Raw genomic sequence first — 19741 nt, forward strand, 5'->3', positions numbered from 1 at the left:
AAGGCCCCGGCCCGCGAAAGCGGACCGGGGCCTTCCGCGTTTCTCAGAACAGCAGGTTGTACGCGCCGAAGCCGGTGCCGGCCTTCACCCGCGAGGTGTACGGCTTCGCCGCGATGCCCGTCCCCTGATACAGCCACAGGTTCCCGGCCTTGTCCCGGGCCACCATGTCGGCCTTGCCGTCGGACGTCAGGTCACCCGGCATCACGATCGCGTTGTAGCTCTGCCAGCCGGTGGCTATCTGCTTCTTGCCCGTGAACGGCTTCGCGGCCACCCCCGTGCCCTGGTACAGCCACAGGTTCCCCGTCTTGTCGCGGACCAGCAGGTCGGGCTTGCCGTCACCGGTCTGATCGGTGCCGCCCACCAGCTGGTCGTAGACCTGCCAGCCACGGCCGACCTGCACCTTGCTCTCGAACGGCTTCGCGTTCAGGCCCGTGCCCGCATAGAGCCACATGCCGCCGGCGGCGTCCCGCGCCAGCAGGTCCGCCTTCTTGTCGCCGGTCACGTCGGAGACGCCGACCAGCGTGTCGTAGACGTTCCAGCCGTCACCGACCCGTATCCGGCCCTTGTAGATGCCGCCGTCGCCCGAGGTCGGGTACAGCCACAGCACCCCGGCCTTGTCCCGCGCCACCGCACCCCGCCCGGTGCTCTGGACCGTCACCGGCTCCAGCCGCGTCAGCGCGGTGTACTGGTTCCAGTCGAAGGTGCCGCCCACGGGGCTGGTCCAGCCGAAGGGCTCGGCGGTCTTGCCCGTCCCCTGGTAGTCCCACAGATCGCCCTCGGCGCTGCGGCCCACGATCCGGAACCTCTGGGTCACCGGGGTCGAACTGGCGATCGCGAAGTCCGACGCCTTCTCCGGGTTGCCGGTGCCGAAGCTGTACACCTCGTAGACCGCGGTGTTCCTCAGCTTCCACGCCGGCGTGGTCGCCTCCGCCTTCAGCGTGTAGGTGACGGTGTAGTCGCCGGGCTTCTTGATGTCACAGGTGATCTCGTGGCCCCGGCCGACCTCTCCCGTCGAGTGGTGGCACGAGGCATCGGCGGCGGCGCCCGCGTCGGCAGCCGCGACGGTCACCTTCAGCTCGTCCTGGTCCCACGGGCGGAATCCCGCTGCCTGGGACAGGCTCAGCGCCAGCTCGCCCTTGTCGACCGCATGCAGCTTCACCGTGTGCTGCACCGAACCGCCGGCCGGCAGCGCGGGCGTCGACAGCGTGAGGGTGTTCTGCGCGACGTGCGCCTTGGACTTCACCGTGACCGTCGCGTGGGCCCGGCGCGGACCGATGGCCTTGGAGCCCGCGGTCTGCGCCTCCTTGATGCCCGCGTCCACGCTCGCCCCGCGAGGAACGTAGACGAGGCCGTAGTAGGCCGTCACACCGTGCGCCGTCGTGCTCGGCGCCGATATCTCGGCCCCCGGGTTGTTCCACTCGTTCTTGTTGCACAGGTACACCCCGGCGACGCCCGCCTTCGGTGCACAGCTCTCCGTCAGGGTCACCTTCAACCCGGCCGGTGCTCCCCCGCCGGACCAGCCCGCGTCCGTGAGCGGCTTCTTGCTCACCACGTAGACGTACGTGCCGTCCGAGCTCCCGTCGCCCTGCCCGCCGGTGCTCGGCGGGGACAACTCGACCCAGCCCTCGCCCGGCATGAGGACCTTGTCCTCGACCGGACTGAAGTAGAACGTCGGATCCCCGGCCGCAGCCGCCGCCCCCGCACCCACGACACCGCCGGTGACGAGCAGCGCCACCGCGCTGCCGACACTCAAAAGCCTTCGCACGCTTCCCCCCTCGAATCGATCAATCGGCGGACGCTAGCACGTGCCTTCACCGGCAGACGTGCCCAGGGCCCGCCTGGACGGTCCTAGGACCGGAAGGCGTCCGCGTGGTCCGCGGACCAGGTCTCGAAGGTGCGCGGAGCGCGGCCGGTGAGCCGCTCCAGGTCGTCGGTGAGGTCGACCGGGAGGCCGTCCGAAGCGGCCCAGAAGTCGAGCAGGGCCTCCGCGTACGGGCCGGGTATGTAGCCGTCGACCTCGGACTTCCACTGCTCGCGCGAGACGGGCTCGAAGGGTATGGGGTGCCCCACGGCCTCGCCCAGCAGGGCCAGCTGCGCGGCGAAGGTCAGCGTCCGCGGCCCGGTCAGGGTGTACGCGCGTCCCCCGAGCGAGGGCTCGGTGAGGACCGCGAAGGCGGCTTCGGCGAGGTCGGCCTCGTGGACCGGGTCGCTGTACGCCCCCGGGTACGGCAGGTGCACCGGGCGTCCCGATTTCATCGCCCAGGCCCAGCCGAGGGCATTGCTCGCGAAGGATCCGGGGCGCAGCAGGGTCGTGCGCAGCGGGGAGGCGAGGAGGGCCCGCTCCACCGCGAGGTGGGCGGCGGCGAGGGGGCTGTCGGCGGCGTCGGGGGCGAGGACCGAGGAGGAGGACAGGAGGACGACGTGGTCGACGCCGGCGCCGACGGCCTCCTTCACGAAGGCGTCGACGGCGGCGGCCTCGGCGTAGAGGAAGACGGAGCGGACGCCTGCGAGGGCTTCGGGGAAGGTCGCCGGATCGGTGAGGTCGCAGTGGACGGTGCCGGGTGTGTCCGGCTCGCGGGATGCGAGGCGGTGCGGGACGCCGTGGGCGGCGAGGAGCGACGAGAGGCCGCGGGCGACCGCGCCGCGGCCACCGGTGACGAGGACCTGCGGGGCCTTGGGCATGTTCGACATGGCGGATTCCTGCTCTTCCTGCTCTAGACTGAATACGTGACACAGATTCCGTGTGACGCAATCTCTGCGTCACACAGTTAAATTTGGACCGCGGAGAAGCCGATGTCAACCGATTACGCTCGTTCGAGTGATGAGTGGACCCGCGCCGAGCTGCTCGCGCGCATCGTCACCGAGAGCCAGCGGCACTACGCCGACTACTCGCTCTTCAACCAGGCCATGGCCGACCACGTCGGCCTGCACCCCACCGACATGCAGTGCGTCGCCCTCCTCGACATGGAGTCCGAACCGGTCAGCACCGGCGACATCGCCCGGCTCACCGGACTGACCTCCGGCTCCGCCACCCGTCTGGTGGACCGCCTGGTCAAGGCCGGCATCGTCGAGCGGCACGCCGACCCGAACGACCGCCGCCGCTCCCTCGTCGCCCTCTCCCCCTCCGCCCGCGACCGGATCGGCGCCGCCTGGGAGACCCCGGGCCGCGCCTTCGGCGCCGTCCTGGCGAGCTACTCCGACACCGAACTCGCCGTCATCGCCGACTACCTGCACCGCGCCGCCGAGGTCGGCCGCGACCAGGCGAAGCGGCTGACCTCGGGGGAAGACGGCTGACCACCCCGCAGACCCCGGGCAGGCCCTACCGAACCGGCCGCTCCCGCGCTAGCCTCCCGCCCAACGGGCAACGGCGCGCGCCGGAGAAACGGGAGGGTCGGCGTGCGGCTGGAGGTTGTCCATGCCCACCCCGTCCCCCGTGCCCGCGCCGCTCCCCGAGCCCGCACCCGCGCCCGGCCCCGCCCCCGCCGGCTTCCGCGGGGTGTTCGCCCTCGGCGGCCGCGCCCTCCCCGTCTACGGGTTCCTCGCCCGGCTCCCCGCCGCGCTGTGCCCCATCGGGACGCTCCTGCTCATCAACGAACGCGACGGCATCGGCGACGCCGGAGCCATCGCCGCCGCCCTCTGGCTCGGCCAGGCCCTCGGCGGGCCGGTCATCGGCCGGCTCGCCGACCGGCGCGGCCACCGGCCCGTCCTGCTGGTCGCCTGCGCCGCGAACGCCGCCGTGCTCCTCGCCCTCGTGGCCGCCGTCCTCGGCGGGCTGCCGCTCGGCGCCCGGATCGCGCTCGCCGTCGCCGCGGGCCTCACGGCCGCGCAGGTCGGGCCGCTGGCCCGGGCCCGGTGGGCGCGGCTGGCCGGAGAGGACAAGGCCCTGGTCGGGGCCGCGCTCTCCTTCGACACCACCCTCGACGAGGTCGGCTTCATGGTGGGGCCCGCGCTGGCCGGGATCCTCGCGGTGACCGTCCATCCCGCGTCGGCGCTGCTCCTCGCAGCCGCCCTGGGGCTGGTGTTCGGGACGCTCTTCGCCCTGCATCCCACGGCGCCCGGGCCCACGGCGCCCGGGCCCACCGCGCCCGGGCCGACGGGACCGGGCGCCGCCGCGCGGGGCGACGTACGACTGTGGTCTCCGGGGCTCGCGCTGCTGTTCGTCGTGGCCGTCCTGCAGGGTGCGGCGTGGAGCGGCGCCAACACCGGGGTCAACGCGCTCGCCGTGGCTGTCGGCTCCCCCGGGGCCGCCGGGCTCGTGTGGGCCGCCATGGCCGTGACCAGCTCGGTGGCCGGCTTCGTGACCGTGGCCCGGCCCGGAGGGGCCCGGCTGACCGTCCGGCTGCGCTGGACCATCGCCGCCCAGGCGCTGCTGACGCTGACGCTGCTCGCCGTCTCCGGCCTGTGGGGCGCGGCCTTCGCCGTCGCCGGGATCGGACTGGCGGTCGCCCCGCACCTGATCGCCCTGTTCGGCCTCGTGGAACGGGCCGGTCCCGCGCGGCGGATGGGCGAGGCCATGACCCTGGCGGGCAGCGGTCTGATCATCGGCCAGGCGCTGGCCGCAGCCGTCTCCGGTCCGCTCGCCGCCGCCTACGGGTACCGGGCGGCCTTCGCCGTCTCGTGCGCGGCCGCGGCCGCCTCCGCGGTGCTGGCGTGGGCGGCCGCCGACCGGGTCCTGGGGCCGCTCCTGGGGCCGGCCCCGATCCCGCAGCCGGGGCTCGGCCCGAGCCCTTCATCGCCGCCGGCCCCTCCAGGTCCTCGGCCGCTCCGTCCGGCTACTCCGTCCGGTTCGCGCCCTGGATGTGGAAGTTGAAGTCCGTGTGCCCGAGCGTCCCCATCAGCCGGAGCCAGATCGGCAGCAGCATCTCCGTGCCGCGCGCCGTCTCGATGCCGCCCAGGTCGATGACGGTGTGCTCGCGCCAGTCGAAGGAGTAGAGCAGTTCCCGTACGGCCTTCTTGGCCTCGGCGTCCTCGCCCGAGAGGAAGACGGTGTGGTCGCCGGGGACCCGGGTCGGGTCGACCATGACCTGGCAGTTCATCGTGTTCAGGGTCTTGACCACGCGCAGCCCCGGGAAGGTCCGCTGGATCAGTTCGCCCAGGCTGTCGCTGTCCACCGGTTCGAGCCCGGGCGGGAACCCGCGCGAGAAGTCCAGCGGGTTCGCGATGTCGATCAGGATCTTGCCGTCCAGGTGCGCGGCGTCGGCCTCCGTCAGGGCGGCCACGCTGACCTGACCGCCCGTGGCGTTGACGAGCACCTCGCCGAGCCGCGCCGCCTCCGCGAAGGGGGCGAGGCCCGCGGCCGGGTGGGCCTGCTGCCAGGCGGCGTACTCGGTGCGCTCCCGCGTGGCCGCGGGATCCCGGGTGCCGATGACGGCCTCGTGGCCGAGGGAGAGCAACCGGGCGGCCACCGTACGGCCGACGATCCCGGTGCCGAGGACTGCGTAGCGCATGACGGCTTCCCATCGCTGGACGAAGGAATCGGAGGGAGGAGAACCCGAGGAGGGCGGACCCACTCAAGCAGGTCGTACGGATTCCCGCGCGGGAGCCGTCGACTCCGCGCCAACCTCAGCTAGTCCCCCTCCCCCTAACCGAGGATCCCCACGTCGTAGAAGAACTGATAGCGCGTCGGGTCGTCCGGCAGGAACCAGTGGAAGCCCTCCTCCAGGAAGACGGCCACCAGGTTCACGGCGAGCACCAGCCCCAGGAACCACAGCGCGAGCAACCCCACCGTGCGGTACGGTCCCGGGTCCTGCGCGGGGACGGCCCGGTCCGCGGTGGAGTGGGCGAAGGCCAGGACGATGCCCACGGCGACCACCGAGGCCTGGAAGAGGATCCACGCCCACACGTAGAGGTGCAGGCCGAACACCTCGCTGCCGTACCCCTTGTCGCCCGGCAGGACGTGCAGCATCGTCTGCCGCCACGAGGCGAACGAGCCGGCGATCACGGCGACCAGGGCCAGGCCCCAGCCCATCATGTAGTCGCGGCCGGTCACCGACCCGCGCGTGAGCGCCGTCCGGACGATGTGCGCCGCCCCCATGGCCGCCAGCAGCATGAACATCCGCTGCACGATGCAGAGCGGGCAGGGGTACTCCCACAGCCCGAACTGGTAGTAGAGCCCGCCGCACACCACGCCCGTCCAGCCGATCGCGAAGGCGCACGCGAACCAGAACTGGACCCGGCCCAGCAGGCCGCCCTCCAGCGACGGCTCCGGGAGGAGGCTCGACATCGCGGCCACGGTCAGTAGCTCAAGGTGAGGGCGAGGCTGCTGGTGATGTGGTGCGCCATCAGCAGGATCACGGCGAGGAGCATGAGCCACCAGGCGCCGAGCACGACGAACCGCGGGGCGTCCCGGTACATCGCGATCAGCGTGGCGAGCAGCCCGCCGAAGATGAGGGTGTCCATGGCGCGGACCGTACCGACAGCGGGACGTACCGGGCGCGCGGCGCGCCCCCGTCCGCCCCGGGGTTACGTCAGTTGCGCCGCCGCTTGCGCCGGCCGCGGCCGGTACGGGCGGACTCGCCCCGGGCCCGGCCGTCCAGCGCGATCCACACCCGCACCTCGGTGCCGCCGAGCACCGAACGCCCCAGCCGCACATCCCCGCCCGTCGACTCCGCGACCCGCCGGACGATGTCCAGCCCCAGGCCCGTGGACCCGTCGCGGCCCCCGTCGTTGCCGCGCCGCAGGGCCGCGTCCGGATCGGCGATGCCGCCCCCCGCGTCCGAGACGAGCACGATGACCGCGTCCCCGGCGTCGTGGACGTCCACCGCGAAGGGCGTGCCCTCGGGGGTGTGCCGGAACACGTTGCCGAGCATGGCGTCCAGCGCCGCGGCCAGCTCCGGCCGGGCCACGGGGATCCGTACCGTACGGTCGACCCCCGCGAGCCGCACCTCGCGGCCCTCGTCCTCCGCCAGCGCCGACCAGAAGCCCATCCGGTCGCGGATCACCTCGGAGGCGTCGCAGCCGGCGCCCGGCCCCTGCGCGGCGGAGGGCCGCTGCTCGCGGGCGGTACGGATGATCGTGTCGACCTCCCGCTCCAGCTGCTCCACGGCCGCCCGGGTCTGCTCCGCGGCCGGGCCGTCGCCGAGGGAGGCCGCGTTGAGCCGCAGCACGGTCAGCGGGGTCCGCAGCCGGTGCGAGAGGTCGGCGGCCAGCTCCCGCTCGTTGGCCAGGAGTTCCACCACCTGGTCCGCCATCGAGTTGAACGCGACGGCCGCCGAGCGGAGTTCCTTCGGCCCCTCCTCGGGGACCCGCGCCCCCAGCCGTCCCTCGCCCAGCCGGTGCGCGGCGTCCGCGAGCCGCTCGGCCGGCTGCACCAGGCGGGCGCCGAGCCGGTCCGCGACCGCCACCGAGCCCACGATCAGGGCGAGTCCGACGGCCGCGAGGACCACCCAGGCGGTGGCGACGCCGTTGCTGACCTCGCGCTCCGGCACGTGGATCTCCACGACGGCGATGTCCCCGGAGCCCAGCGCCACGGGCTGGAGCAGCGCGAAGCCGCCGCCCGCCACCGGGGCCGTCGCGGCCCGCCCGATCCGCCGTACCTCGGAGACGGCGCGCTCGCCGGCCCAGCCGTCGCCGATGTCCACGCGCGGGTCGTCCCCGATGGCCGGCACGTGGACGGCCATCCGCCGGTCGGCGCCCGTCTGCGTGGACTCCACGGCCTTGCGCAGCTGCACCGGGTCGGTGGTGATGGACAGCGTCGGCCCGATGGTGGCGGCCTGCCGCTCGGCGTTGGAGAACGCCCGGTCGCTGGCCATCTCCTGGACGACCAACCCGAGCGGTACGGCGAAGGCCACGACCACCATCACGGTGACCGCGAGGCACACCTTGACCAGCGCCCACCTCACAGGAGGCCCCTCACGCCGGCGGCTCCAGCTTGACCCCGACCCCCCGCAGCGTGTGCAGGTAGCGCGGGCTGGCGGCGGTCTCGCCGAGCTTGCGGCGCAGCCACGACAGGTGGACGTCGATGGTCTGGTCGTCGCCGTACGACTGCTGCCAGACCTCGGCGAGCAGTTCCCGGCGGGCCACGACCACGCCCGGCCGCCCGGCGAGGAAGGCCAGCAGGTCGAACTCCCGCCGCGTGAGGTCCAGTACGGCCCCGTCCAGCTCGGCCTGCCGGCGCAGCGGGTCGATGGCGAGGCCGCCGACGCGCAGCACGCGGGAGGGGGGTTCGCCGCCGGCGGCGGAACGGGCACGGCGCAGGACGGCGGCCATCCGGGCGGAGAGGTGCTCCACGGAGAAGGGTTTGGTCAGGTAGTCGTCGGCGCCGTCGTTGAGCAGCCGGACGATCTCCGCCTCGTCGTCGCGGGCGGTCGCGATGATGACGGGCACGTCGGTGATCCCGCGCAGCATCTTGAGCGCCTCGGCCCCGTCCAGGTCGGGCAGGCCGAGGTCGAGGATCACCACGTCGAAGCGGTGGTGGGCGACCTCGCGCAGCGCCTCCAGAGCGGTGCCGACGCTGCGCACCGTGTGCGAGGCCTCGGTCAGGTGCCGGATGAGGGCGGAACGTACGAACTGGTCGTCCTCGACCACGAGCACACTTGCCATGGCCCGCACCGTAGCCCATTCGGGGGATCCCGAGGGGTGGCGGGCCAGGTCTGGGACGGGTGGTGCAGTATGTCCACCGATGCGAAGAGGACATGTCGGGAGAGCAGCCGGCCATGCGGGGGCGTGGCTGCTGGCGACCGGGGCGGCGGTGACGCTGTCGTGGTGGGGCGTGCACTCGGTCATGTCCGGTACCGCCTACGATCCGCCGCTCGCGGTGCCGCTGGCCGTCCAGCCCCTCTCCTCCTCCACCCACCAAGTGCAGCCGCCGGAGCCGACGCCCTCCCCGTCGCCGTCGCCCTCCGCGTCCGCGTCCGCGTCCACCGCGCCGGGCTCTCCTTCCTCCTCGGCCAAGCCCTCGGCGCCGACCGCCCCGCAGCCGCGGCGGCAGCCGCCCCCGAGCGAGAACGTGAAGGCGTACAGCGTCTCGGGCGGCCGCGTCGTCTTCGACCTCGGGTCCACCTCCGCCGAGCTGGTGTCGGCGACCCCGCTCACCGGCTGGCGGATGCAGGTCTGGAAGCAGCCGTCCTGGATCCGCGTCACCTTCACCCGTGACGGCCGCGAGGTGTCGGTGTTCTGCACCTGGCACGACCACCCGCCGCTGGTGGAGATCGTCGACCCGTAGGCGACCGGCTCCTGGGCCGTCTCTTTCGGATCTTGTCGGCCGGATACCGTGGCGCCATGAGCACCGGCGCGCGCTACGTCACCGACCTGATCGACGCCTGCGAGCGGTACGCGGACCGTCCCGCCTTCGGCTCGGGGGCCTGGGTGCTGACGTACTCCGAGGTGCTGGACCGGACGTACCGGCTGGCGGGCGCCCTGGCCGAGCTCGGGATCCGGCGCGGCTCCGGGCTGGCCTGCGTCACGGCGGGCAACCCGCCCGAGAGCCTGCTCGTACGGCTGGCCGCGCACGTGCTCGGAGCCCGGCTGACCCACGTGTGCGTCGGCCCCGCGACCCACGGACTCGACCACCTCCTACGGGACTGCGCGCCCGCCCTCGTGGTCCACGACACCCCGGTGCCGCCGGGCCCGGGAGCCCGCATCGGCCTGGCCGCACTGCTCGCGTCGGCCGCCGCCCGGGAGGCCCGCCCCGTCGAGGTGGCGGCGCGCGACGAGGACGTGGCCCGGGTGACCTACACGGGCGGTACGACCGGCCGGCCGAAGGGGGTGTCCTCCACCTTCGCCGCGATGGCGGCCCGTACGGCCACCCGCACCGACTCCCCGGGCCCGGGCTCCGCCCCGCTCACCTTCGTGTCGACCGACTCGCTCTCCCAGCGCTCCGGCGGCCGCTGCCTGGAGCAGCTGCGCATCGGCGGCCGCTCCGAGATCCTGCACCCCTTCGGCACCCGGGAGTTCGCCGAGGCCTGCCGGCGGCTCGGGCCCGCGGCCACGTACCTGACCCCCTCGATGCTGTACCGGCTGCTCGACGACCCGGAGACCGCCGACGGCGTGCCCGGCCTGGTGCGCGTCTCCTACGGCGACTCCCCCGTCCACCCGGAACGGCTGCGGCGGGCCCTGACCCGGTGGGGTCCCGGGGTGCGCTGGACCCAGGGCTACGGGATGAACGAGGCCGGGGTGCTCAGCCGGCTCACCCCGGCCGACCACGACGCGGCGGCCGCCGACCGCCCCCACCTGCTCGGCTCCGTCGGCCGCCCGGCGCCCGGGGTGGAGGTCGAGGTCCGCGGTTCCGCGCCGGGGGCCACCGGGGAGGTGTGGGTGCGGTCCCCCATGGTCATGGCCGGCTACCGCAACCAGCCCGCCCTGACCGCCGAGGTCCTGCACGACGGCTGGCTGCGCACGGGGGACGTCGGGCACTTCGACGCCGAGGGGTACCTGTACCTCGACGACCGGGTCAAGGACGTGGTCATGGTGCACGGGGCGAACATCTACTGCGGCCCGATCGAGACGGCCCTGACCCGGCACCCCGCCGTGGCCCGGGCGGCCGTCGTCGGGCGGACGGACCCGCTCACAGGGGAGGCGGTGTGCGCCTTCCTCGTCGCGGCCCCCGGGCACGCCCCGACGGAGGAGGCGGCGGAGGCGGCGTGCGCCCTGGTCGCGGCGGAGCTGGCGCCGGGGCAGCGGCCGACGGTGGTGTTCTGGCTGCCGGCGCTCCCGCTGACGGACCGCGGCAAGCCGGACAAGCGGCGGCTGCGGGAGCTGGCGGCGGCCTCTCAGCCGTAGCCGCGGCTCAGCGGAAGACCGACGGCGGGGGCTCCGGCGAGGCCACCGCCGAGGCGTCCGAGACCGGGGCGGCGCCGCCGGCGAAGTCGATGAGGGCGCGGCCGTGTTCGACGCGGCCGGGGTGGGGGTCGCTCGCCACCCGGCGGGTGAACTCCGCGACCGGGAGCTCCCGGTCGGCGGCCACCAGCACGGCGTTGCCGAAACGCTTCCCCCGCCACACCACGGGGTCGGCGGCCAGCGCCAGTTCCGCGAACCGGGAGGCGGCGGTGGCGATCTGGCCCCGCAGGTGGGAGAGCGGCGGACCGTCCGCGAGGTTCGCCACGTACCAGCCCCCGGGCGCCAGGGCCCGGCGTACGTCGTCCAGGAACTCGGCGCTCGTCAGGTGCGCCGGGGTGCGGGCCCCGCTGAACACGTCGGCGATCACCAGATCGGCCCAGCCGTCCGGGACCTTCGCCAGCCCGGCCCGGGCGTCGACCGCCCGGACCCGGACCCGGGCCTGCGGGTCCAGCGGCAGGTGTTCCCGTACGAAGGCCACGAGCCCGGCGTCGATCTCGACGATCTGCTGCGTCGAGCGGGGGCGGGAGGCGGCCGTGTAGCGGGCCAGGGTGAAGGCGCCGCCGCCGAGGTGGAGCACGTTCAGGGGCTGGCGCGCGGGGGCGAAGAGATCGATCAGGTGGCCGATCCGGCGCTGGTAGGAGAAGTCCAGGTGGCCGGGGTCGTCCAGGTCCACGTGGGACTGCGGGGCTCCGTCGATCAGCAGGGTCCAGGCGCGCGACCGCTCCCGGTCGGGCTCCAGCGCGGCGTGGCCGCCGTCGACCGGCCCGGCCGGGGGCTCGGCGGTCTCGCGCCCGCGCCGCTTGTCACTGCTCTTGTCACTGCTCTTGCCCTTGTCGCTGCTCTTGCCCTTGCCCTTGCTCGCCACGCCCTCATTATGGCTGGTCAGGGCTCGGCAGGAGCCGCAAGAGACGGCCTAGCGGCAGTTGTCGGCCGCCTCGATCAGCCGGGCCGCCTCGCCGAGCGCGGCGCGCAGCACCTCCGGGTCGGTGACCGGCCCGACGGCCTCCGGGGGCAGCAGCCAGCCGGTGTCGCCCGCGGTGGGGGAGCTGTCGCCGAAGCGCATGCCGCGCCCGTTGGTGTGCGTACAGGCGCTGCCCGGGAGGTCCCAGGCGTCGGCGGTGCCGGGCGGGACGAGGAAGCCGAGGGTGCTGCCGGAGCCGTCGTGCAGGACCGGGCCGACGCCGCACGCGTGGCTGGCCTGGCCGGCGGCCCGCTGGATGATGTCGACGGCCTCCAGCCCCTGCCGGGTGGGCACGGTCACCAGGTCCGGGGCGCCCATGAGGAGGGCTGCTCCCGGCTCGGGCGGGGTGTTCGCATCCGTACTCTCCATGCCGCCCTCCACCAAGGGAACCCCTCCTCGATCCGCGTACGAGCCTCGCGGGAGCGGTCCGGGAAGCCCGCGGGCTTCCTCCCACTCCGCATGGGTTCAACGCACGGGAACGTCAACAGGTGCGGCGGCAAGACGCTGCAAAGGATGGCAGTTCATGGCGGATCGCGGGTGAGATATCCGTTTTGTAGCCAAACACCGCGTCAACCCTCCATCACTGGCGGTACGTTCGTGCCCGCCGGGCACCGCGTCACACAGCACCGCACACAGGCACCACCGCTTCACCGCACAGGCACCGGCAGCGCGATCACTTGCCCAGAGAGGCCACGTCCATGGCGGCGTCCCCCCACTCACCCAACACCACCTTCCGGCGGCTGCGCGGTCAGCACTCCCCGGCCGAGTTCGCCGCGATGGTGCGCAGGGCGGCGAAGGAAATCGGAGAAACGGTTTCCTGCGACGCCCGTTACATCGGCCGGGTCGAGTCCGGCGAGATCCGCTGCCCCAACTACGCCTACGAGCGGGTCTTCCTCCACATGTTCCCCGGCCGCACCCTGGCCGACCTGGGGTTCTCCCCGCGCGAGACGGTACGGGGCCGACTGGCGCAGCGCGAACAGGCCGCTCCCCCCTCCGCCTTCGCCAGGCGCCCCCACCCCACGGGCCTCCCCGCCCCTTCGCGTTCCAAGGAGAGCGACGTGTTGCGTCGCGCGTTCATGGCGGGGGGCTCCGCGACCGTGGCGGCCGCGACCCTCAGCCTCACCCTGCTCGGCGACACCCGCCGGCTCCCCCACCGCGCCGGCGAGTCCGAGGCGGCGGCCGTCGAGGACGCCGTACGCCAGATCCGGCTGCTGGACGACCGGCACGGCGCCGACGCCCTGTACCGGCGGGCCGCGGAACCCCTGCGCACCGCCTACGCGTTGCTCGACGCGGGGGCCACCCGGCAGTCCACCGAGGACCGGCTGCACGCGGGCGCGGGAGAGCTGGCCATCTCGGTGGGCTGGCTCGCGCACGACTCGGGCCGCTTCGACGACGCCCGCTCGCACTACGCGGAGGCGCTGGCCACGGCCCGGGTCTCCGGGGACGCCGGGCTGGAGGCACACGCCTTCAGCAACATGGCGTTCCTCGCCCGGGACTGCGGGCGCCCCCGCGAGTCGGTACGGGCGGCCCAGGCGGGCCGCCGCGCCGCCCGTTCGCTCGGTTCCCCGCGGCTCCTGTCGCTGCTCGCCCTGCGGGAGGCCGGCGGCTGGGCGGGACTGTCCGACCGCAAGGCCTGCGAGGAGGCGCTGACCCGGGCGCACACGGAGTTCTCCCGCGGCGAGAGCGGTGCGGACCCCGAGTGGATGTCCTTCTTCGGCGAGGCCGAGCTGGAGTCCCTGGAATCACGCTGCTGGGCCGCGCTCGGCGAGCACGCCCGGGCCGCCCGGCACGCCCGCCGGGCGGCGGACCTCCAGGACCCGCACTTCGCCCGCAACGTCGCCCTCTACACCGCGGAGCTGGCCGACGACCTGGCCCACGCGGGCGCCCCCGACGAGGCCGCGTGGGCGGGCGGCCGGGTGCTGGAGCTGCTGGAGGAGGTCCAGTCGACCCGGATCCAGTCGATGCTGTCGGCGACGGCCCGCACGCTGGTCCCGCACCAGCGCTCACCCCGCGTGGGCTCCTTCCTCGCCAAGCACGCGATGGCCTGACCCTGCGGGGGGGGCAGGCCGGGGGCCGGACTACTCCAGGTGCCCCGTGTCGTTCCAGCGTTCCAGGGCGGGGGCTCCGTACGCCCAGCCCAGGACCGACAGGGAGGTCGGCTCCAGGCGGATGCGGGCGCCGAAGGAGGCGTCGAAGCCGAGCCAGCGGGCGGCCAGGGTGCGCAGGATGTGGCCGTGGGCGAAGACGAGGACGTCGCGTTCGGCCGAGCGGGCCCAGGTGACGACCTCGTCGGCGCGGGCCGAGACGTCCGCGACGGACTCGCCGCCGGGGACCCCGTCGCGCCAGATCAGCCAGCCGGGACGGATCGCCTGGATCTCGGCCGGGGTCATGCCCTCGTAGTCGCCGTAGTCCCATTCCATCAGCGCGTCCCACGGCTCGGCCTGGATGCCGAAGCCGGCCAGGTCGCAGCTCTCGCTGGCCCGCACCAGGGGGCTGGTGCGCACCTCCAGGCCGCGCAGGCTCGCCCACGGGTCGCGGGCGAGGCGCTCGCCGAGCAGCTTGGCGCCGCGCTTCCCCTCCTCCAGCAGGGGCACGTCCGTGCGTCCGGTGTGCTTGCCGAGCTGGGACCACGCCGTCTGGCCGTGGCGGGCCAAGAGGATGCGGGGGGCCATGTGAGTTCTCCCGGTCGAGTGCGGTGGGGCGGTTGGGCGGTGGGGCGGTGGGGCCGTTGTGCGGTGGGACGGGCAACGTGAGCGGGGCGGGCGAGGCGGTCGGGCGGGACGGCCCGACCATTCGCACTGCTTTGCGGGGGTTCCGTCGCCGTTCCATCATCCATCAGATGAACGCCACGCAACCCTTGTCCCTTCACACACGTCATACGCCGTATGACTAATTGGCGGCAGCCTCCGCGATGGTGGGCCGAACTGCTGCTCCTGGGGGTCGTCTACGCGGCGTACTCCGGTGGCAGACTCCTCGCCCGGGGTGACGTCGGGCTGGCCGTGGAGCACGGGCTCGCGATCCTGCGCGTCGAGGAGCTCCTGGCCCTCGACCTGGAGCGGCCGCTCAACCGGCTCTTCACCCGGCAGGCGGTGCTCGGCATACCCGCCGACTTCGTCTACGCCTCCCTGCACTACCTCGTCACCCCCGCGGTGCTGGTCTGGCTCTACCGGCGCCGCCCCCAGCAGTATCGTTTCGCCCGCACCTGGCTGATGGCCTCCACCCTCCTCGGGCTCGTCGGCTTCGCCCTGGTGCCCACCTGTCCGCCGCGGCTGCTCGACGCCTCGTACGGGTTCACCGACACGATGGCCTACTACAGCGCCTACGGCTGGTGGGGCGGGGAGGCCAGCGCACCGCGCGGGCTCGGCTCCTTCACCAACCAGTTCGCCGCCATGCCCAGCCTGCACGTGGGCTGGGCGCTGTGGTGCGGGATCGTGCTGTGGAGCTGCGCGCGCCGGCCGCTGGTCCGGGCCCTGGGCGCCGCGTACCCCGCCGTCACCACCCTCGTGGTCATGGGCACGGCCAACCACTACTTCCTCGACGCCGTCGCCGGGGCCGCGGTGATGGGCGCCGGCTACCTCGCGGCCCGCGCCCTGCCCGCCCGGATCACGGGGCGGCCCGCCGGGTCCCCCGGGCCCGCCCCTCATACCACCCGAACAGCAGGTTTCGCGGGTAAGTCCACGATTGTCAGTGGCGGATGGGACACTTCCGCGGGTGAGCTCCTACCCGTCCAGCGGTCAGCCGCCGCAGACCCCGCCGCCGTCCCCCGGGCCGACGGCGCGGCCGGCGGCATGGCAGGCCGCACCGGCCACGCAGGCCGCCCAGCCCGCACCGGCCACGCAGCCGACGAGTCCCCCGAATCCCCCGAGGACGCTGCGGCAGCGGCTCGCTGACCTGCGCGGCCCCGCCGTCGCACCGCGCCCGCTCGACGCCCGCGCGCTGGCAGCCCTCGCCGCCAACCCCGGCTGCGGCAGACGGGCCCTGCTCGACGGCGCCGGCGTGGACAAGACCGTCCTCGCGGCGGCCCTCGGCTCCCCCGCGGCCTTCGGGCAGTCGCAGTTCGCCATCGTCCGCGGCAACTCCTTCGAGGCCAAGGTCAAGGGCGACGGCGGGGCCGAGCTCCTGCGGCTGGTGTACGAGCACCTCGGCGCGGGATCCGGCGGCGCGGCCGGCCCGCCCGGACCGGACGCCCTCACCCCCGACCTGACCGCCGCGGGGCCCCAGGGCCGCGCGGCCCGCACCGCGCTCGCGCTGCGCGAGGCGACCGCCGCCGGGGCCTGGACCCTGCTGGACCACCCCATGCTCGCGCTGGAGGTGGCCGGGTCCCCCGCCTACCTGGAGCCGGACGCGGTCGTCGTGCACCCCGACGGGCGCTGGACCGTGGTGGAGATCAAGTCGTTCCCGATGATCGACGGGGCCGCCGACGCCGCGAAGGTGGGCGCCGCCGCCCGGCAGGCCGCCGTCTACGTGCTGGCCCTGGAGACGACCGCCGCGAAGGTGGCCGGCGCCGAGGTCGGGCACACCGTGCTGCTCGTCTGCCCCAAGGACTTCTCGAACCTGCCCACCGCGGCCCCCGTCGACATCCGCCGCGAGCGCTCGGTGACCCGGCGCCAGCTGGAGCGGCTCACCCGGGTCGAGGAACTGGCCGGGGCCCTGCCCGAGGGCCTCACCTTCGACCCGGCGTGCTCCGCCGAGGAGCTGACCGAGGCCGTGTCGGCCGTGTCGGCCTCCTACGCCCCCGAGTGCCTGGCCGCCTGCGAGCTGGCCTTCCACTGCCGGGAGCGGGCGCGCTCGGCCGACGAGGTGACCGCGCTCGGCCGCTCCGTACGGGGCGAGCTGGGCGGGCTGACCACGGTCGAGGCCGCCCTCGCGGCGGCCGCGGGCTCCGGCGCCGACTCCACCGCGGCCTCCGACCCGGCCGCCGACCCGGCCGCCGACACCGCCTTCGACGACCCCACCGCGGCCGCGCTGCGGTACGCCGCCCGGCTGCGCGCCGAGGCGCTGGAGCACGCCCCCGCCCGCATCCGCCCGGAGAACGTCGCATGTCCCTGCTGACCACCCTGGCCCGGCTGGAGGCCGTCCGCGCCGGGCGGGCCCAGCCGCTGGCGACCGTACGGCACCGGCATCTCGGCGAGCAGCCGCTGGTCTTCGTACCGCTGACGACGGCGGGTGAGGCCGGGGCCCCGCTGGGTGCGATGTTCGGCACCGACCGGCAGGACCCCCGGATCCTGGTCGTGCCGCAGCCCCGCGACCGGGACATGCGGTGGGAGTTCCTGGCCGAGCTCGCCCGGCACCTGATGCCGTACGTGGACGGGTTCGCGGACGCCGTCGAGCCGGTGGAGCGCACCGAGACCGACCCGGAGACGGGCAAGCGGGTCAAGGTGGAGGCCGAGCTCTGCCTGGACGCTCCGCAGCTGATCGTGCCGAGCCGCGCGGGCATCGAGTACGTCCGGCTGCTGGGGCGCTCCATGCGGTTCCGGCGGACCGCCGAGGAGGACCCCGAGAACCCGTATCCGGTCCCCACCCAGGTGCCCCTGCTGGGCCGCTGGTTCACCCACTTCGCCGAGCGCTCCCGGGTGCCGGGGTCCTCGCTGCTGATGTCGGCGACGGACCTGCTCTCCCGGCACTGGGCCACCGGCCAGAGCAACCTGGAGGACCAGCACCTACAGGCCCTGCTGGCGTGGATCGACCCGCAGGAGGGGACCTCCGGCGCCGAGCAGGCGCTGCGGGCCGAGCTCGGCCGGGACGAGCACGGCCAGCTGCTGCTCCCACCGGCCGGTCCGGCCACCGATCCGGCCTTCGACAACAAGCTGCTGGCACCGGCGATCGCGAAGTTCGACGCGGCGCGCCTGACGGAGCCCCGGGACGGCGACGGTCCGCGGTCCGCCGAGCGGGCGGTCCGGCGGCTGGTCGTGGACCAGATGCAGAGCACCTGGTGGGCGGTGTGGCACGCGCTGGACCTGATGCGCGAGCTGCCGGAGGGCGAGCGGGCCGGGGACCGCTGGACCGGGGACCGCTGGTCGTACACCGGCCACCGGGACCGGGTGCGGGCGGGCGAGGGCCCGCAGCCGCGCCGCGACGACGCGGTGACGGCCGCACGCAAGCTCGCGGCGCGGGAGACCGAGCAGGTGCGGCTCGACGCCCAGGAGGCGCTGGACGACCTGCTGGTGATGGCGGGCCGGCGGCTCTCGGGCGAGGCCTTCGCCGGCGAGGTCACCGAAGTGGTCATGGAGTGGACGGAGTCGAAGCGGCCGAGCCCGCGCCCGCTGGTGTGGGTGGCGACGGAGGACCGGCCGCAGCTCGCCGACTCCGCGGAGGACGGCGGCGGCCAGAAGGTGTACCGCTCGCTGGACGGGCGCCCGCAGAGCGCGCAGTTCGTGCGCCGGGAGGAGGACGGCCGGCTCGTGCTGCGCCTCCTCGACAAGATGGGCCGCGGCAAGGACCCGGAGCCGGGCTCGGTGCCGGAGAAGGGCGACCGGGTGTGCTGGACGCTCTTCGAGCACGATGCGCGCGGCGGCCCGAAGCTGCCGGATCCCGAGCAGACGCCGTGGACCCACGGCGGGCCGCCCGCGCACCTGACCGGCGGCGCTCCCGTGCTGCCGCTGCCCGACCCCGTGACCGCCGAGGACCTGCTGTGAGCACCGCGAGCACCGCTTTCGATCCGGGCGCGGCCGCCGGCCGGGCCACCGACGCCATCCTGCGCGACACCCTGCACGGCGGCGCCCGGGGCGTGGTGGTCGACTCCCCGCCCGGGGCCGGGAAGTCCACCCTGGTGGTGCGGGCGGCCCGGGACCTGGCGGCGGCCGGGCGCCGGCTGATGGTGGTCGCCCAGACCAACGCGCAGGTCGACGACCTGGTGCTGCGGCTGCACGCGAAGGATCCGGAGCTGAAGGTGGGCCGGCTGCACAGCAGCGAGGGCGACGCCTACGATCCGGCGCTGCGGGATCTGGAGTCGGTGGTCCTCTCCGCGAAGCCGGGGGACCTCGCCGGGCTGCCGGTGACGATCTCGACGGCGGCCAAGTGGGCGTGGGTCAAGGACGTGGAGCCCTGGGAGCACGCCATCGTGGACGAGGCGTACCAGATGCGTTCGGACGCGCTGCTGGCCGTGGCCGGGCTGTTCGACCGGGCGCTGTTCGTGGGCGACCCGGGGCAGCTCGACCCCTTCAGCGTGGTCGGGGCCGAGCAGTGGGCGGGCCTGTCCTACGACCCGTCCGCCTCGGCGGTGTCGACCCTGCTGGCGCACAACCCGGACCTGCCGCAGCACCGGCTGCCGGTGTCCTGGCGGCTGCCGGCTTCGGCCGCGCCGCTGGTCTCCCGCGCCTTCTACCCGTACACGCAGTTCCGCAGCGGTACGGGTCCGGGCGAGCGGCGGATGGCGTTCGGGGTCGCGGGCGACGGCTCGGGCCCCGACCGGGTGCTGGACGAGGCGGCCGAGTCGGGGTGGGGGCTGCTGGAGCTGCCGGCCCGGCACACCCCGCGCACCGACCCGGAGGCGGTGCGGGCGGTGGCCCTGGTGGTGCGCCGGTCGCTGGACCGGGGCACGGTGACGGTGGACGAGCACGCGGGGGGCCCGTCCCCGCTGACGGCTGACCGGATCGCGGTGGGCACCGCGCACCGGGACCAGGCGGCGGCGGTCCGGGCGGCGCTGTCCGCGCTCGGGGTCACGGGGGTCACCGTGGACACGGCGAACCGGCTCCAGGGCCGCGAGTACGACCTCACGGTGGTCCTGCACCCCCTGTCGGGGCGCCCGGACGCGACCGCCTTCCACCTGGAGACGGGCCGGCTGTGCGTGCTGGCCTCCCGGCACCGGCACGCCTGCGTGGTGGTGGCCCGGGCGGGGATAGCGGAGCTCCTGGACGCCCACCCGTCCTCGGAACCGGTGCAGCTGGGCGTGACGATGAAGTTCCCGGACGGCTGGGAGGCCAACCACTCGGTCCTGGCCCACCTGGCGGAGCACCGGGTGGTCTGGCGCCCCTGACCCCCGGGGCCCGGCGCCCGTCCGGCGGC

The 19741-nt window shown here is 74.6% G+C and carries 19 protein-coding genes; 9 read left to right on the forward strand and 10 right to left on the reverse strand.

Features of this window, described 5'->3' with window-relative positions; all coding sequences use genetic code 11:
* Positions 1–43 precede the first annotated feature (43 nt).
* Both ACZ60J_RS21070 and ACZ60J_RS21075 read right to left on the reverse strand, forming a co-directional pair.
* Entirely contained in the window at positions 44–1765 is a 1722-nt protein-coding gene (locus tag ACZ60J_RS21070; RefSeq protein WP_469683810.1) for an FG-GAP repeat domain-containing protein, read from the reverse strand.
* An 83-nt stretch (positions 1766–1848) separates the two neighbouring features.
* Positions 1849–2691, reverse strand: coding sequence for an NAD(P)H-binding protein (locus tag ACZ60J_RS21075; protein ID WP_469683812.1), 843 nt, complete (start codon positions 2689–2691; stop codon positions 1849–1851).
* Between the two features lie 102 nt (positions 2692–2793).
* On the opposite strand from ACZ60J_RS21075, the gene ACZ60J_RS21080 reads away from it, so the two are divergent.
* The gene (locus tag ACZ60J_RS21080) at positions 2794–3294 is read left to right on the forward strand and encodes a MarR family winged helix-turn-helix transcriptional regulator (RefSeq protein WP_469683814.1); all 501 of its coding nucleotides are present in this window, start codon (positions 2794–2796) and stop codon (positions 3292–3294) included.
* A gap of 121 nt (positions 3295–3415) precedes the next feature.
* Entirely contained in the window at positions 3416–4810 is a 1395-nt protein-coding gene (locus tag ACZ60J_RS21085) for an MFS transporter (RefSeq protein WP_469683815.1), read from the forward strand.
* Here ACZ60J_RS21085 and ACZ60J_RS21090 read toward each other — a convergent pair.
* The 5 genes from ACZ60J_RS21090 to ACZ60J_RS21110 all read right to left on the reverse strand — a co-directional run bounded on the left by ACZ60J_RS21090 (position 4773) and on the right by ACZ60J_RS21110 (position 8541).
* Positions 4773–5447, reverse strand: coding sequence for an NADPH-dependent F420 reductase (locus tag ACZ60J_RS21090; RefSeq protein ID WP_469683817.1), 675 nt, complete (start codon positions 5445–5447; stop codon positions 4773–4775). The two genes, ACZ60J_RS21085 and ACZ60J_RS21090, sit on opposite strands and share 38 nt — an antisense overlap.
* A gap of 134 nt (positions 5448–5581) precedes the next feature.
* Positions 5582–6223 carry a disulfide bond formation protein B gene (locus ACZ60J_RS21095; protein WP_469683818.1) on the reverse strand — a complete coding sequence of 214 codons (642 nt, stop codon included), beginning with the start codon at positions 6221–6223 and terminating at the stop codon, positions 5582–5584.
* 11 nt (positions 6224–6234) lie between these two features.
* Positions 6235–6399 (reverse strand): DUF5993 family protein, encoded by a 165-nt coding sequence (locus ACZ60J_RS21100; RefSeq protein ID WP_250741276.1) that lies wholly within the window; start codon positions 6397–6399, stop codon positions 6235–6237.
* A gap of 68 nt (positions 6400–6467) precedes the next feature.
* A complete protein-coding gene (locus ACZ60J_RS21105; protein ID WP_469683819.1) occupies positions 6468–7841 on the reverse strand; it encodes a sensor histidine kinase in 1374 nt (457 codons plus the stop codon).
* A 10-nt stretch (positions 7842–7851) separates the two neighbouring features.
* Positions 7852–8541 carry a response regulator transcription factor gene (locus tag ACZ60J_RS21110; RefSeq protein ID WP_469683821.1) on the reverse strand — a complete coding sequence of 230 codons (690 nt, stop codon included), beginning with the start codon at positions 8539–8541 and terminating at the stop codon, positions 7852–7854.
* Between the two features lie 79 nt (positions 8542–8620).
* Between ACZ60J_RS21110 and ACZ60J_RS21115 the strand changes: the two genes are divergently transcribed.
* Together ACZ60J_RS21115 and ACZ60J_RS21120 are read left to right on the forward strand one after the other, a co-directional pair.
* On the forward strand, positions 8621–9163 hold the full coding sequence (locus ACZ60J_RS21115) for a hypothetical protein (protein ID WP_469683822.1): 543 nt from the start codon (positions 8621–8623) through the stop codon (positions 9161–9163).
* A 56-nt stretch (positions 9164–9219) separates the two neighbouring features.
* A complete protein-coding gene (locus ACZ60J_RS21120; RefSeq protein ID WP_469683824.1) occupies positions 9220–10719 on the forward strand; it encodes a class I adenylate-forming enzyme family protein in 1500 nt (499 codons plus the stop codon).
* Positions 10720–10726: 7 nt separating this feature from the next.
* On the opposite strand, the gene ACZ60J_RS21125 is transcribed toward ACZ60J_RS21120, so the two are convergent.
* Entirely contained in the window at positions 10727–11641 is a 915-nt protein-coding gene (locus ACZ60J_RS21125; protein WP_469683825.1) for a spermidine synthase, read from the reverse strand.
* Between the two features lie 48 nt (positions 11642–11689).
* Positions 11690–12106 (reverse strand): hypothetical protein, encoded by a 417-nt coding sequence (locus ACZ60J_RS21130; protein WP_469683827.1) that lies wholly within the window; start codon positions 12104–12106, stop codon positions 11690–11692.
* 329 nt (positions 12107–12435) lie between these two features.
* On the opposite strand from ACZ60J_RS21130, the gene ACZ60J_RS21135 reads away from it, so the two are divergent.
* On the forward strand, positions 12436–13785 hold the full coding sequence (locus ACZ60J_RS21135) for a tetratricopeptide repeat protein (protein WP_469683829.1): 1350 nt from the start codon (positions 12436–12438) through the stop codon (positions 13783–13785).
* Positions 13786–13815: 30 nt separating this feature from the next.
* Here ACZ60J_RS21135 and ACZ60J_RS21140 read toward each other — a convergent pair whose 3' ends face one another.
* Positions 13816–14409: a histidine phosphatase family protein gene (locus ACZ60J_RS21140; protein ID WP_266877800.1), complete on the reverse strand. Its 594-nt coding sequence runs from the start codon at positions 14407–14409 to the stop codon at positions 13816–13818.
* A 213-nt stretch (positions 14410–14622) separates the two neighbouring features.
* Between ACZ60J_RS21140 and ACZ60J_RS21145 the strand changes: the two genes are divergently transcribed.
* From ACZ60J_RS21145 to ACZ60J_RS21160, 4 genes are read left to right on the forward strand one after another with little or no spacing between them, the layout of a single operon-like run.
* Complete coding sequence (locus ACZ60J_RS21145; protein ID WP_469683831.1) at positions 14623–15627, forward strand: phosphatase PAP2 family protein; 1005 nt, start codon at positions 14623–14625, stop codon at positions 15625–15627.
* Positions 15608–16789, forward strand: a complete 1182-nt coding sequence (locus tag ACZ60J_RS21150; RefSeq protein WP_469684107.1) for a hypothetical protein — start codon at positions 15608–15610, stop codon at positions 16787–16789. The genes ACZ60J_RS21145 and ACZ60J_RS21150 overlap by 20 nt, the downstream gene beginning before the upstream one ends.
* The gene (locus ACZ60J_RS21155) at positions 16777–18372 is read left to right on the forward strand and encodes a hypothetical protein (protein WP_469683833.1); all 1596 of its coding nucleotides are present in this window, start codon (positions 16777–16779) and stop codon (positions 18370–18372) included. Before ACZ60J_RS21150 ends, ACZ60J_RS21155 begins: the two co-directional genes overlap by 13 nt.
* Entirely contained in the window at positions 18369–19712 is a 1344-nt protein-coding gene (locus ACZ60J_RS21160) for an AAA domain-containing protein (RefSeq protein ID WP_469683835.1), read from the forward strand. Before ACZ60J_RS21155 ends, ACZ60J_RS21160 begins: the two co-directional genes overlap by 4 nt.
* Positions 19713–19741 lie beyond the last annotated feature (29 nt).

This window comes from Streptomyces sp. NPDC104226 (genome assembly GCF_055584085.1).

Coding starts and splice junctions, on each gene's coding strand:
- ACZ60J_RS21075 (WP_469683812.1), bottom strand. CDS start 2,691: ATGTCGAACATGCCCAAGGCCCCGCAGGTCCTCGTCACCGGTGGCCGC.
- ACZ60J_RS21080 (WP_469683814.1), top strand. CDS start 2,794: ATGTCAACCGATTACGCTCGTTCGAGTGATGAGTGGACCCGCGCCGAG.
- ACZ60J_RS21085 (WP_469683815.1), top strand. CDS start 3,416: ATGCCCACCCCGTCCCCCGTGCCCGCGCCGCTCCCCGAGCCCGCACCC.
- ACZ60J_RS21090 (WP_469683817.1), bottom strand. CDS start 5,447: ATGCGCTACGCAGTCCTCGGCACCGGGATCGTCGGCCGTACGGTGGCC.
- ACZ60J_RS21095 (WP_469683818.1), bottom strand. CDS start 6,223: ATGTCGAGCCTCCTCCCGGAGCCGTCGCTGGAGGGCGGCCTGCTGGGC.
- ACZ60J_RS21100 (WP_250741276.1), bottom strand. CDS start 6,399: ATGGACACCCTCATCTTCGGCGGGCTGCTCGCCACGCTGATCGCGATG.
- ACZ60J_RS21110 (WP_469683821.1), bottom strand. CDS start 8,541: ATGGCAAGTGTGCTCGTGGTCGAGGACGACCAGTTCGTACGTTCCGCC.
- ACZ60J_RS21115 (WP_469683822.1), top strand. CDS start 8,621: ATGCGAAGAGGACATGTCGGGAGAGCAGCCGGCCATGCGGGGGCGTGG.
- ACZ60J_RS21120 (WP_469683824.1), top strand. CDS start 9,220: ATGAGCACCGGCGCGCGCTACGTCACCGACCTGATCGACGCCTGCGAG.
- ACZ60J_RS21130 (WP_469683827.1), bottom strand. CDS start 12,106: ATGGAGAGTACGGATGCGAACACCCCGCCCGAGCCGGGAGCAGCCCTC.
- ACZ60J_RS21135 (WP_469683829.1), top strand. CDS start 12,436: ATGGCGGCGTCCCCCCACTCACCCAACACCACCTTCCGGCGGCTGCGC.
- ACZ60J_RS21140 (WP_266877800.1), bottom strand. CDS start 14,409: ATGGCCCCCCGCATCCTCTTGGCCCGCCACGGCCAGACGGCGTGGTCC.
- ACZ60J_RS21145 (WP_469683831.1), top strand. CDS start 14,623: ATGACTAATTGGCGGCAGCCTCCGCGATGGTGGGCCGAACTGCTGCTC.
- ACZ60J_RS21155 (WP_469683833.1), top strand. CDS start 16,777: ATGTCCCTGCTGACCACCCTGGCCCGGCTGGAGGCCGTCCGCGCCGGG.